General features: G+C 44.2%; 12 protein-coding genes and 1 riboswitch. Of the genes, 11 read left to right on the forward strand and 1 reads right to left on the reverse strand.

All coding sequences use genetic code 11. The annotated features are described in order from the left end of the window. Positions 1 to 125 precede the first annotated feature (125 nt). Entirely contained in the window at positions 126 to 842 is a 717-nt protein-coding gene (locus H0Z23_RS07345) for a citrate/2-methylcitrate synthase (RefSeq protein WP_296868697.1), read from the forward strand. A gap of 134 nt (positions 843 to 976) precedes the next feature. Beyond that, a riboswitch (cyclic di-AMP (ydaO/yuaA leader) is annotated at positions 977 to 1,114 on the forward strand. A gap of 114 nt (positions 1,115 to 1,228) precedes the next feature. Next, positions 1,229 to 1,882: a GNAT family N-acetyltransferase gene (locus H0Z23_RS07350; protein ID WP_296868698.1), complete on the forward strand. Its 654-nt coding sequence runs from the start codon at positions 1,229 to 1,231 to the stop codon at positions 1,880 to 1,882. 26 nt (positions 1,883 to 1,908) lie between these two features. Here the strand turns inward: H0Z23_RS07350 and dapB are convergent, their stop codons facing one another. Next, a complete protein-coding gene (dapB, locus tag H0Z23_RS07355; RefSeq protein WP_296868700.1) occupies positions 1,909 to 2,703 on the reverse strand; it encodes a 4-hydroxy-tetrahydrodipicolinate reductase in 795 nt (264 codons plus the stop codon). A gap of 274 nt (positions 2,704 to 2,977) precedes the next feature. Here dapB and H0Z23_RS07360 point away from each other — a divergent pair, with 274 nt between their 5' ends. The 9 genes from H0Z23_RS07360 to H0Z23_RS07400 form a co-directional block, all read left to right on the forward strand. After that, positions 2,978 to 4,894: a methyl-accepting chemotaxis protein gene (locus H0Z23_RS07360; RefSeq protein WP_296868702.1), complete on the forward strand. Its 1,917-nt coding sequence runs from the start codon at positions 2,978 to 2,980 to the stop codon at positions 4,892 to 4,894. Positions 4,895 to 4,908: 14 nt separating this feature from the next. Then, positions 4,909 to 6,489, forward strand: coding sequence for a chemotaxis protein CheW (locus tag H0Z23_RS07365; RefSeq protein ID WP_296868704.1), 1,581 nt, complete (start codon positions 4,909 to 4,911; stop codon positions 6,487 to 6,489). Positions 6,490 to 6,519: 30 nt separating this feature from the next. Then, entirely contained in the window at positions 6,520 to 7,614 is a 1,095-nt protein-coding gene (gene cheB / locus H0Z23_RS07370; protein WP_296868706.1) for a chemotaxis-specific protein-glutamate methyltransferase CheB, read from the forward strand. Beyond that, positions 7,614 to 8,240, forward strand: a complete 627-nt coding sequence (locus H0Z23_RS07375) for a HEAT repeat domain-containing protein (RefSeq protein WP_296868708.1) — start codon at positions 7,614 to 7,616, stop codon at positions 8,238 to 8,240. Before cheB ends, H0Z23_RS07375 begins: the two co-directional genes overlap by 1 nt. Then, a complete protein-coding gene (locus H0Z23_RS07380) occupies positions 8,237 to 9,109 on the forward strand; it encodes a protein-glutamate O-methyltransferase CheR (RefSeq protein WP_296868710.1) in 873 nt (290 codons plus the stop codon). The genes H0Z23_RS07375 and H0Z23_RS07380 overlap by 4 nt, the downstream gene beginning before the upstream one ends. After that, positions 9,106 to 9,495, forward strand: a complete 390-nt coding sequence (locus H0Z23_RS07385; RefSeq protein ID WP_296868712.1) for a response regulator — start codon at positions 9,106 to 9,108, stop codon at positions 9,493 to 9,495. The genes H0Z23_RS07380 and H0Z23_RS07385 overlap by 4 nt, the downstream gene beginning before the upstream one ends. Continuing rightward, positions 9,492 to 12,179, forward strand: coding sequence for a chemotaxis protein CheA (locus H0Z23_RS07390; RefSeq protein WP_296868714.1), 2,688 nt, complete (start codon positions 9,492 to 9,494; stop codon positions 12,177 to 12,179). Before H0Z23_RS07385 ends, H0Z23_RS07390 begins: the two co-directional genes overlap by 4 nt. Then, on the forward strand, positions 12,176 to 12,436 hold the full coding sequence (locus H0Z23_RS07395; RefSeq protein WP_296868715.1) for a hypothetical protein: 261 nt from the start codon (positions 12,176 to 12,178) through the stop codon (positions 12,434 to 12,436). Before H0Z23_RS07390 ends, H0Z23_RS07395 begins: the two co-directional genes overlap by 4 nt. Beyond that, the coding region (locus tag H0Z23_RS07400; protein WP_296868717.1) for a response regulator at positions 12,429 to 12,793 on the forward strand (365 nt) is incomplete at its 3' end. The genes H0Z23_RS07395 and H0Z23_RS07400, both read left to right, overlap by 8 nt.

Here is a 12,793-nt window from a genome sequence, read left to right on the forward strand (position 1 = left end):
ATAAACGAGGAATGGGTGTTGGAGTTGAAATTGAAAAAAGTAGAAATAACCTCTAAGACCAAGCCGTGTAGTTCAGGTACAGAAACAAGGGAAGTAGAAATTGAGCACCTTGGGAGGGACGGAGAGTGGTGGTAAAGACTTTTGAACCTGTGGAGGTTCGCCCAAATAGAATAGTATTAGATGGGGAAGCTATAGATCAGTGGATAGAAAGAGCATCTCAGGCAGATGTATGGTTTAGGCTTATACAGGGGAGGGCTCCAGAGCCTATTGAGATTAGAATCTTTAATGCTATATTGTGTGCCATGGCGGATCACGGCAGCACCCCTCCAAGCACGCAAGCTGCTAGACTTGTTGCTTCAGCAGGCTCTGGTATCCACTGTGCTCTGGCAGCAGGGTTATTGGCGTTTGGGGAGCATCATGCCGGGGCAATAGAAAGGGCTATGGAGTTGTTTCAAAAGGCTGTAGAGTCTAATGCCCAAGCGGAAGATATCGTTTTAGAATTTTTGGCTAATCACAAAAAAATTCCTGGTTTTGGGCATAGATATCACTCAAGGGATCCTCGAGTGAGACCATTAGTAAACCTAGGAAAATCCTTGCCTAAAAGGTCTCATTTGGAGCTTTTCCTGAAAATGGAAGAGACCTTACGAAGGCTAAAAGGAATAAATGGTAACATCGATGGAGTGAGTGGCGCTCTTCTCCTTGATTTGGGTTTTACAAAAGAAGTAGGCAGAGCTGTTTTCTTCGCAGGACGCCTTCCAGGAATAACAAGCTGGATAATAAGGGAGACCCATTCGGGCTACTTCAAACGCTATAAATTGCTTCTCAAATCCAATAACGTGTAGCAGGGATTTCCAAAAATATTGTTCTTAATGGTGATAATAAATCAAAATGTTGCCTACTGTAGGCGAATGTACTATAATATACTAGCTATTTGTACACTTTTATCTGCGAAACCTAGCCAGATATTTTTCATTGTTTGTAGGACACGCTTAATTCCGTTCATAGGAAGCGGGGGACCCAATTTTTAGGGGTGAATCCCACGTCAGTGGGTAGGGCTATCCTCTTTCGGTCCGAACCCGTCAGCTAACCTCGTAAGCGTGGAAAGAGGGTTTATCCCTCACTTTGGCGTTATTCCTGTGTGACAATGATTAAGCTTCAATTGTCGCAACAAAAAAGGTTGCGATTGTCGTGTTTTGTATTCTCAGATGAGTCGAGGAGGGATGAATGCATGATAGAAAAAGGTGTTATGGCGCCTAGTAAGGTGGAAAGAAAACGTTCATTCAGTATTAAAAACAATAGGCAACCTGAGTTTGCAACCGTACATAGGGTAAAAATTGAAGATGTGAACCAGATTTACGAGGTTGCATGTTCGGTAGGTACAGCGATCAAGGATCCATATAAAGGTTTTTTGATAGACGATTATCTCTCGGATCCTGAGTATTATAAAAATATGTTTGCCAAAGCAGCTGAGGAATTAGATCATTTTTATGTAGCTAAAAGGGAAGGTAGAATCCTGGGGTTTCTTATGGCATATCCGAAGGATAAGCTGTTAGAAATAGACCCCACCTGGTTGGATGAGATAGTTTGGGATCCAGATTTCGACTACGGTGAGAAAACGAAAAATTTTGTGTTAGTGGGAAAGACGGCTATACGCTCAAGCTTAACAGGTAAGGGAATCGGATCTTTGTTATATACCCGGTTGATAAGGGACGTAAAGGCCAAAGGCATCAATGATTTATTTGGCGAGACGGTCATAAATCCGGTGCCCAACTTTGCGTCACTTGCTTTCAGGATCAAGCAGAACTATAAGCTCGCAGGAATAAGATACGGTAATTATAAAGGAAGAAAGGTTACAGATTTGATCTATCACAGGCACATATAGCATGCCTGCGGTAGATCTTTCCCTTATTATCCTGCCATTACTTCCTCAAGGCTTCTGAAAAAGATCCCCTTCGGGGATTTTTTTATTTTTTTGGCGGTCAAAAAGACGCCGTCCATATATATATCGCTTGTGTAATCTTCGACAGAAATCTTTATGACCTCGTCCGGCCGAGCTAAGGTTATCTCGTGTCCCGAATATGGCCCAGGCCAAGGGAGCCTTTGGGAAAATACCTGAACGCCCTCTATTTTCCCTCCCAATACACCGGGATAGGTCTCTTTGCTCTCTATTTGACCCATTTCTCCCTCTGATGCTGCCTTGGCCAGGCTTGCAGCCGTTCCGCTAGGGGCATTGGCCATCTTGTGGGTGTGTTTGTCGGTAATAGTAATGAATGGAAAGTATTTCCTGGCAGTCTTTATGAACTTGGTTACAAGATATATCCCAAGGCCGTAGTTTGGAATTACTGCCCAACGAAGGCCTTTTTCAATGACTTTCCTTTCATATGATTCTAACTGTTCCTCGGTGAGTCCTGTTGTTCCTATGACTGTATCTAAGCCCAAATCAAGGTAAATTCCCATGTTGCTTTCAAGAATGGATGTTGATGTAAAATCTATTACCACATCGGGGTTAGAAGTTTTAAGCCCTTCTTTCAGGTCTTCTGACGCAAAAATTCCAAGCGGCTTGATTCCCGCAAGAGTTCCTAAATCCTCACCTGTCTCTTTGCACCAACCCCCGACCAGTTTGAAATCTGTTTTTTCTTGAATCGCCCTTATGATAGTGCTGCCCACGTTGCCCGATGCGCCTGCGACAAATATTGTTATCATATCTGATCACTCCTTTGGGGTTTAATCCCAATATCTTGAAGAGTGTAAAACTTGCTAATTCTTGGGGACCATAACAATTTAAAGCATATACTTCCGGCCTGTTTTTTTCAAGAACTTTAATGCAGCATGCCTGCAATCGCGCACAGTTAGAACGCAACCAAACGGCAAGATTGATTGCGCTGTTTAGCGCAGAAGAGACTATTACCCTTTGAGAGGATGTAATGTTTATTTAGGATGCGATTATAAAAGTACGGCATGTTTGGGAGGGGATGTCATGGCTATTGTAAAACCGTCTGGAGTAAATGAAGGTGGAGAGGAAATGCCGAAAGTGTCAGCAACTGCTGCACGGAAAGCGGAGTTGGCGCGTAAGCGTGCTAGGACGTTGGCCAAGCAACAGCAAGCTGCCGAACGAATAGCGGCAGCATCCTCGCAGTTGGCTTCGGGCGTTACGGAGGCTGCTTCTGCAGCGGAAGAGCTAAAACAATCGATAAACCAGGTTGCAACAGGAGCAGAGGAGGCATCCGGTGCTGCTCAGGAATCTTTATCTGCATTTAAACAGGTCGTTGAGGCCGTGGAGAGGCAAAGACAGAACTCTGAGATGGGGCAGACAAAGGTAGAGAGGACTCAGGATATCCTGGAGCAAACAGGACAGAAAATAAACGACATGGTCGCCAATATAGTTCAATCGGCAGAACGCCAGGCAGTTTCGGTTGAAAAGGTCTCAGAATTGGAGAAGCAAGCGGAAAATATAGGCGAAATAGTGAAGACCGTTGGGCGCATAGCGGATCAAACTAATTTGCTTGCCTTAAATGCGGCTATAGAGGCAGCGAGAGCCGGGAAACACGGTAAGGGCTTTGCTGTAGTAGCCGATGAAGTTCGTACTCTTGCCGAGACATCTGAGAAGAGTGCGGTTGAAATTCAGGAACTTGTGCGACAAATTCAAGATGAAGTAAACGCTGTAGCTAGAGGTATAAGCGCGTCTGCAGAGCAGTCCAAAGAAGAAGCTCAAAAAGGCAAAGATGTTAAGGAAAAGCTCGAGAGGATACTTAACGATGCCGAGGAAATTGTGAAGGGAATACAGGAAATAGCTTCCGGAGCCGAGCAGTCTGCAGTCGCAAGCAAGCAAGCATTGAAGGGGTCTGAAGACATAGCTGCTGCTGCAGAGGAGCAGGCTTCTGCTGTGGAAGAGGCCGCTAAATTTGTATCGGAGCAGGCCAAGGCCCTAGCTGAGACGGAACAAGTGGCACAAAACCTTAACGAACTTGCTGAGGAATTGAAAAGTTCGACAGACACAGCGAAGAGTGCGGAAGATGTTGCATCTGCAGCGGAAGAGCTATCTTCTACATTGCAGGAGATTAGGCAATCATCCGAGCAGATTATGACCGCCTTGGATCAGATCAATAGAGGGGCGGAAGTTCAGGCTACCAGCACCGAAGAGTTGGCAGCAGCGGTTGAACAGATACAAAAGGGTTTAGATATGGCCTTAGAGAGGTCCAAGATGTTAATGGAAAATATTGCTAAGATAAGAGAATTACTTAAAGAAAACGAACGTGACGTGACAAGTTTGGCTGAAGGAGTGATCTCCTCACTGGAAGGTGCGAAAGAAAACGTAAAAAGAATCAAAGACCTTGATCTTATATCGAGGAAGATAGATAAGATCGTCGAAGTTATAACAACAGTATCGATACAAACCAACATGCTAGCAGTAAATGGAGCTATTGAAGCGGCGAGAGCGGGTGTTTACGGAAAGGGGTTTGTCGTGGTATCGACGGATATTCGCAATCTGGCTCACGAATCGGCCGAGAATGCCGACAAAATAAAAGATTTGGTGAAGGCCGTTCAAGATCAGATTGGGGTTGTTAAGGGAGACTTGGAGGAGATTATAGATCAAGCTAGTGGTGAGGTCGCGAAAACGGAAGAGGTAATTAAGGACTTAAAGAGAATAGACGTGGAAATAACTGGAGTGGAAGAAGGGACAAAGGAAATCTTAGCGGATGCAGAGCAAATAGCCACTGCTATCGACCAAGTGAGAAAAGGTGTAGAACAGATAGCTGCAGCGGCCCAGGAAGCACAGCAAGCTACCGCCGAAGCTGCTGCTGCTGCTAAACAACAAGCTCAAGGTGCGGATGAGCTTGCTGCTGCCATTGAAGAGATAGCATCTCTTGCCGATGAGCTGCAGAGTGGCAGATGAGGGAGGTCTTTGCCATGACTGAAGGGAGTCGGTCCTGGAGGGAGGATGTAGTATCTGAATCCAGTGAAATAGATGTTGATGAAGCTGAGGCCCGGCAGTACGTAGTCTTTTCCGTAGGCGAAGAGTCTTTTGCCGTAGACATGGCGCCAGTTCAGGAAATTATAAGGGTGCCATCTATAGTGAAGGTGCCCTTGGCACCGGAATCTCTTGTGGGGCTTGCCAATCTCAGAGGAGATGTGTTGCCCATTATTTCATTGAGGCGTATCTTTGGGTTGAAAGAGCGGGAATACGATGAAGCAACTAGGGCAATAGTTATAAATACAGGTCAGCCTATAGGGTTTGTCGTTGATAAGGTGGTAAGCGTGGTGGCCGTAGAGGAATCACAAATAGGTGATATAGATACAATTCGCACTTCCGTGGATGTTGATCTGTTATCTGGTGTTCTTATGGGGGTTAGCGATCGTTCAGTAACTATGGTTTTGGATTTTGAAAAATTGATTTCCAAACAATTTTCGGACTTGTCCTTTGGTGGCGATGTGAGCGCTGATTCGCAACCTGGCTTTTCTGAGGGGCAAGGCGATATTGAAGAAGAAGAAAGCGACGAGATTCAGTTTGTGAGCTTCAATATCGCGGGTCAGGAATACGGCATAGATATTCAAAATGTTCAAGAAATCGTGCAAGTGCCTGAAAACATAGTTCGGATACCTAATGCCAGGGCTCACGAATTGGGTATAGTGACCTTACGGAATCGTCTTTTGCCCATTGTGAGTTTGAGGCAGATTTTCGGTTTGCCTTTGGAAGAGATCACGGAACAGAATCGCATAGTAGTAGTTTCGCTTGGTTCTGCATCTGTTGGGATAGTTACCGATTTCGTAAACGAGGTGCTGAGAGTTGCCAGAGATGATATTGAACCTATACCGAGCCTGCTGTCTAAGGGAGACGATGCAACCGACGATATAAAGGGAATTTGTAGATTGGAGGATGGTAAGAGGTTGGTGTCCATTGTTTCTGTGGAGAATCTCTTTAGTAGATCTGAAGTCAAGGAGGCCCTTGGCGCTATGAATGATATGGATGGAAAGATGAATCCGAAGGAAAGCGATGACTACGAAGATGAGGACGAAATGATAAACGAGGAACAAATGGTGGTGTTTTGCTTAGATAAAGAGGAATTTGGAGTTCCCATAGAAAACGTGCAGGAAATATTGAGGGTTCCTGAGGATTTGACTTTTGTGCCTAAAGCGCCATCTTATGTTGAAGGCGTGACGAATCTGAGAGGTATGGTTTTACCTGTGATAGATTTGCGCAAACGCCTTGGTATGCCTGTTTCAGAGCGTTCTGATAGGCAACGGATTATTGTCTTTCTCATCAATGGGATTCGTACAGGATTTATAGTGGATTCGGTTACTGAGGTTTTAAGTATCCCTAAGGATGAGATAGAGCCAACGCCGAAGCTATTTGCGGCTCAATCCAACCTCTTGCCGCGAATAGCTAATATTAAGAAGCAGAACAGGATGATGCAGATCATAGAGGTCGCGAATTTACTGGAGGACGGAGAGTTTTCCGAGTTAACAGAGTTGATTGACAAACAAAATTAATTGCAAATTTTAGGAACAGGCGGGGTGGCTATGATAAAGTTGCTGATAGTGGATGACTCTGCGTTAATGCGGCGTTTGTTGACGGAGTTGTTCGAGCAAGAAGGAGATTTTGAGATACGCCAAGCGCGAAACGGAGAGGAAGCTGTAAGGTTAAACCTTGACTTTCAGCCTGATATCATAACTTTGGATGTAAACATGCCGGGAATGGACGGAATTACGGCTCTTTCTCTCATTATGGCGGAGCGCCCGGTTCCAGTTATCATGGTCTCTTCCCTCACAGAAAAAGGTGCGCTTGTGACCCTGGAAGCGCTGAACTTGGGTGCCGTTGATTATGTTCTCAAGCCCGGTGGAACAATTTCCCTTTCTATAGATGAAATAAAAGATGAGTTGATTAGTAAGGTCAGGGCTGTCGTCAAAGCTAAGGTGAGGAAGAAGGAAAGAGCGGGTGCTGCTTCAACCCAATTTGCCCCTAAATCTGTCTCCAAGCCTGCAGGCACAGCAGCCAAGATCTCGTCTGGGCGTCAAAAGTATGCGGAGGAAGGTCTTGTCGTGATAGGGGCCTCTACCGGTGGTCCTCGTACCTTGGAAGACATTCTGGTATCTTTTCCGGCGGATTTTCCATGGCCCATACTTGTTGCACAGCATATGCCGCCCCTTTTTACTAGTTCGTTTGCAAAGCGCCTTGATGGCTTGTGTCCTTTGAACGTTATCGAGGTTACAAAGCCAATGGAGGTAATGCCTGGTGCTGTTTATTTAGCCAAGGGTGGAGCAGATATGGTGGTTACCAGGCGAGTTGGCAAGTTAATGGCTGTGCCAAAACCTGAAAACCCGAAATATCTTTGGCATCCAGCAGTAGATTTGCTTGGATGGAGTGTTTTAGAGCATTGTGATCCTAAAAAGGTAATAGCGGTGTTGTTAACAGGCATGGGATATGATGGCGCAGAATCTTTTGCAGAGATTAAAAGGCGTGGAGGTCGTACGATTGCCGAATCGGAAGAGTCAGCAATCGTTTTTGGAATGCCTAAAGAGCTCATAGAAAAGGACGGTGCTACGTTGATACTGCCGGCCGAAAAAATAGCTTCTCAGGTGAAGATATGGATAGGTCGAGAAGTTAAAGTAGGGTGATGATGATGGGCTTAATTAAGCGACAAACGGAAAACAAGTCAGATGGTATAGAAAAACGTAGCCGCAAGAGGGATTTTGCCGGCCTAATAAATCAGCTTTCCAGCTCTAGTGCCAAGGAAAGAAGATGGGCAGCGAAGGATCTGGCAAGTTACCCGGAAGCCGCAAGGGCTCTTCTTGATCGGCTAGAAGTCGAGGAGAGCGCGTCTGTAAGGGAGGTTATCTTTTCGTCGCTCATTCAAATTAAAGATGACGTTGCGATTTCCGGATTAGTTGATCTTTTGCGTAGTGAGGACGTTTCGCTTCGAAACGGTGCTGTAGAGGCACTGAGAGAGATAGGAGCATCTGTGGGGCCATATGTGAAAAAAATGTTGGAAGACCCTGATCCTGATGTTCGTATTTTTGCGATAAATGTTATGGACTCCATTGATCTTCCTGAGATTGAGGAATGGTTGCTTAACTTGATTGATCGTGAACAGAACGTAAATGTGTGTGCAGTGGCGCTGGAGGTGTTATGTAATATAGGTACGGATAAATCAAGAGGTTCAATAGAAAAGCTTAAAGAGAGATTTAAAGACGAGCCTTACATTCAATATGTAGCAGATATAGCGTTGAAAAATATAGATTGAGCGAGGGTCTTCTTGATATGGTTGTAAAGCCTGTTGTGATCACTGATTACGATTTTGTCAAATTTAAAGAGCTGTTTTACAAAAAGACAGGGATCAAGTTTGATGTGTCCAAGCGTTACTTTGTGGACAAAAGGCTTGTGGAACGAATTGAGGCTTCTGGTTGTTCCAGTTTCCGTGAATATTATAATTTGCTGCGCTCGCCGGAAGGCATGAAGGAATTTCAGGAACTGATTAACGTGATGACAGTAAACGAAAGCTATTTTTTTAGGGAGGAGTATCAATTCAAGTGTCTCGTAAAGTCGGCATTACCGGAGATAGTTAGCCGTAAGAAGGATACAAAACCTATTAGATTTTGGATTATTCCATCTGCTGCAGGCGAGGAGCCTTATTCAATAGCCATATATTTATTGGAAAAATGGGACGGAATAGATAAATGGGATGTGGAACTTATTTCATCTGACATTGATACAAAGGTTTTAGATCAGGCGAAAAGAGGCCTTTATTCGAAGCGTGCTGTTCAGTATGTGCCGGAAAAGTATTTGCGAAAATATTTTACACGCACAGCTGACGGTTATTATCAAATATGTGATGATCTTAGACAATCGATTAGATTTACCAGGGTTAACTTGTGTGATCCAAATGAGACTAGGTCTTATAGAGATTTTGATATTATTTTTTGTAGAAATTTATTGATTTATTTTGACGACGTATCACGTAGGTTGGCAGCTGAAACGTTTTACGATGCCCTTAAGCCTGGAGGATTTATTTTCCTTGGACATTCTGAATCTATGAGCCGTATCTCGTCTCTTTACAGGATACGGAAATTTTCTGAGGCTATAATTTATCAGAAACCTTTGGAGGAGCTATGAAGAGGAAGGAGAAGGGGAAAACTATATTAATTGTGGATGATGCTTTAACAGTGAGAATGTTTCACCGCCAGATTCTGGAGGGTGGAGGTTATTTAGTTGAGGAGGCAAGTAATGGCTTTGAGGCTTTGGAGAAGGCCATACAGTCATCGTTTGACCTATATATAGTAGATATAAATATGCCGTTGCTTGATGGCTATGGTTTTGTGCAGAAGCTGCGTCAAAACGATTTGCCTCAGGTGCCGGTTATTATGGTTAGTACCGAAGCAGATGCTAAAGATAGAGATATGGCATTTGAATCGGGGGCAAATTTTTACATGGTGAAGCCCGTAAAACCAGAATATTTGTTGAAAGTTGTTCATATTTTGTTGGGGGAGGTGATAGCTTGAATCCCCTGTTGGAGCAATTTTTGTCGGAGTCTAATGAGTTGTTGCAGGAGATAGAGGATAAATTGATTGATTATGAAAAAGACCCTGAGAGCGAGGAAATAGTCAATGGAATTTTTAGAGCGATCCATACGCTGAAGGGGAACAGTGGGCTGTTTGATCTTCCTGACTTGACGAAAGTGCTTCATGCCGCAGAAGAAGTCATGGATGCAGTGCGGGATGGTGAGATAGGTTATTCTGCTGAGTTGGTTGACGCGCTTATGCAGGTAAAGGATTTTGTAAGCCATGTTTGCACAATGGTGGCATCAAATGGCAATGAAGTTTCTGTGAATAAAGAAGAGGTAGAGGATCTAATAGGTGCCCTTAACCAATTTAAGAGGCGAGAGATTCCTGTTGAGAGAGAAGCTGAAAAAGAAGATATATTGGAAGATAAAGTTACTGGGATAAAGGTAGGGGATATCTCTATCTTGGCTATGATTCCAGAATGTATAAGGATGCAAGCTTATAGTGAGGCTTGCAAGGGAGAAAAAGAAATTTTCTTAGTAACGTATATCCCGGATGAGGGATGTTTCTTTGTTGGTGATGATCCTTTTCACACAGCTATGACGACACCTGGCTGTATGTGGGGTCATGTAGATGCCAGAGAACCATGGCCCGAATTGGTGGAAATGGATGTATATCGTTGTGTGCTGAGATTCAAAATTCTTGCTGTTACCACAAGGGAAGAGTTGGAACAGTTTTTCGAATACGTATTGGATCAGGTGGAAATAGAGGCTATTCCGCCATTGGCTTTGGTTATCCCTCAGGGTGATCTTGAGGAAGGGCCTGTTTATGAGGATTTTGTTTATGATGCTTTGGAATACATAGAGCAAGGCGATCTTGTCTCTTTGGATAGAGCAGTAGAGAGTTTGCTGGAACTTTCCAATCCAGATCTTTGGTTTGCGTCGGCTCTTAGGTGGTTACGGCTGATAATGCAAACGCAGCCGGATAATGTTGCAGCTTTGAACGTTATTGTCAAGGCTATGGAGACTTGTGAAATGCCGGATTGGAGCAAATTAGAGGTCTCTGATAATGTTTTAGCTTCCCAAGAGAGCGAAGAACGAGATCATGCTGAGAGTGCAGAAGTTAGTTCGAGGTTTTCCGTTGTGTCCGAGGAATATGAGAAGATTATTTCTTCCGTAGTGGCTGCCCAAAGGCAAATTTTGTCTTTAAAAAATGATGTCCCTTGGTTTGAGGGAAGGTTAAAGGCTGTTGCAGCAAGTTTGAGGGCATGTTTCGATGCGAAGGGAATAGGATCCAAAGGGCTGGAAGAAGCTTTAGATGCGTCCATTAAAGCTAAAACTGGTGAACCGTTGTTAGCTTGGCTTGATGGTTTCCATGTGGAAAATTCTCTAGATGAGGAGATTCGCTCTTCTAACGTAAATACGTCGGATTCATCCGTAGAAGAGGGTGCTAACGCCAAGGGAATGAAGTCGTCGCTAAACGATGGTTTTGAACAGCAGTTTGCTTTGTCTAGAAGTTTTAAAGTGGATCAGGAAAAGGTTGATTTAATGATGAACCTGGTGGGAGAGTTGACTGTTTCCAAGAACGCTTTTCCATATTTGGCAGAACGAGCGGAATCTCAATATGGCATTAGGGAGCTTTCTCGTCAGATCAAACAGCAGTATACGGTGATAAACAGGATAACCGAAGAATTGCGGGACACCATAATGCAGATTCGCATGATGCCTGTTTCGGTAATCTTTCAAAGGTTTCCCCGGTTGATCAGGGATACTTCCCGCAAATTAGGCAAAAAAGTGGACCTAGTGTTGAAAGGTGAGGAGACCACAGCGGATAAGAATATCATAGAATCTTTAGCAGATCCCTTGATCCATATAGTTCGTAATAGCTTGGATCATGGAATAGAGACACCCGAAGCCAGAAGGGCTTCCGGTAAGCCAGAAGTGGGAACTATTACAATTCAGGTAAGCCACCAGCAAGATAGGGTGCTGATAGAGATACAAGATGACGGTAGAGGGATAGATCCGGCAGCGGTTAAGATGAAAGCCTACGAGAGAGGCCTGATCGATGAGAATAAGCTTGAACATATTACGGATAAGGAAGCAATAGATTTAATTTTTCATCCTGGATTTTCGACAGCAGAAAAGGTTTCGGAGCTTTCAGGAAGAGGAGTGGGAATGGACGTAGTTCGCACGGCTGTAGAGAGGCTTAATGGTTCCGTGCAAATAGAGAGTAAGGTTGGCGAGGGGACTAAGATTTCTTTGCTATTGCCGCTCTCCTTGGCTGTTACAAATATAATGATTGTCGAATCTAATGACCAACTGTTTGGGATATTGATGGATGATGTGATAGAAACAGTTCGTGTAAAATCCTCAGATATTCACTATATAAAGAGGCAAAGAGCTGTAGTATTGCGGGGGCGTGTGCTTCCCCTTGTCTCGCTGAACGAAAGGCTCGGGATATCGGCCGAGCAAAAATTGAATGATGACGGCGAATATGCAGTATTGGTTGTCAAAAGAGGGGTAGAGCCAGTTGCGGTGATTGTGGACGCATTTCGTGGTACTACTGATGTAATATTGAAGCCGATGAAAGGTGTTCTAGCGGATATGAGGCTTTATCTTGGAACGGCCTTGTTAGGGGATGGTTCGATAGTTATTGCTCTCAATGTAAAGGAGTTGTTGGGATGATCAATTTGGTAGATGGCAAAGTGGTCGTTTTCCAAGGGACAGTAAGCGTGGAGGAAGCAGAGGAACTCTTAGATTTGTTGTTGAAGGTTCCTGATGCTGAGATTGATCTTTCTGAGTGTACACATATCCATTCTGCGGCTTTGCAGGTGTTAATGGCTGTTAACCCTACAATTAAAGCTTGGCCGTTGAAAGAAGATCTATGTGTTTGGTTGGAGCGTGCACTTAAAAATATGAAAAAGGGTGATGGTGATGGTTAAGAAAATAATGGTTGTAGATGATTCGGCTACCATTAGGATGAGTCTGAAAACTGTCTTAACCAATAGTGGATTCGAGATTGTACAAGCCAGTGATGGCGAGGAAGCGTTGAAGATGCTTCAAGATGGCACCAAACCTGATCTGATCATTACGGATATCAACATGCCTAAGATGGGAGGGCTCGAGTTGATAAAGAACGTGCGAAAGCTTCCGGGATTGCGTTTTGTCCCAATTTTGGCTCTGACTACAGAAAGTGCGCAGGAGAAAAGAGATGAGGCAAGGAAGAATGGTGCCACAGGTTGGATCGTAAAACCCGTAAAAGGTGCAGAGCTTTTGGGGGTAATAAAGAAAGTTTTGCC

Origin of the sequence: Thermovirga sp. (genome assembly GCF_017656375.1) — a bacterium.
Classification (GTDB): domain Bacteria; phylum Synergistota; class Synergistia; order Synergistales; family Thermovirgaceae; genus Thermovirga.

Coding starts and splice junctions, on each gene's coding strand:
- H0Z23_RS07350 (WP_296868698.1), top strand. CDS start 1,229: ATGATAGAAAAAGGTGTTATGGCGCCTAGTAAGGTGGAAAGAAAACGT.
- H0Z23_RS07365 (WP_296868704.1), top strand. CDS start 4,909: ATGACTGAAGGGAGTCGGTCCTGGAGGGAGGATGTAGTATCTGAATCC.
- H0Z23_RS07360 (WP_296868702.1), top strand. CDS start 2,978: ATGGCTATTGTAAAACCGTCTGGAGTAAATGAAGGTGGAGAGGAAATG.
- H0Z23_RS07385 (WP_296868712.1), top strand. CDS start 9,106: ATGAAGAGGAAGGAGAAGGGGAAAACTATATTAATTGTGGATGATGCT.
- cheB (WP_296868706.1), top strand. CDS start 6,520: ATGATAAAGTTGCTGATAGTGGATGACTCTGCGTTAATGCGGCGTTTG.
- H0Z23_RS07375 (WP_296868708.1), top strand. CDS start 7,614: ATGATGATGGGCTTAATTAAGCGACAAACGGAAAACAAGTCAGATGGT.
- dapB (WP_296868700.1), bottom strand. CDS start 2,703: ATGATAACAATATTTGTCGCAGGCGCATCGGGCAACGTGGGCAGCACT.
- H0Z23_RS07395 (WP_296868715.1), top strand. CDS start 12,176: ATGATCAATTTGGTAGATGGCAAAGTGGTCGTTTTCCAAGGGACAGTA.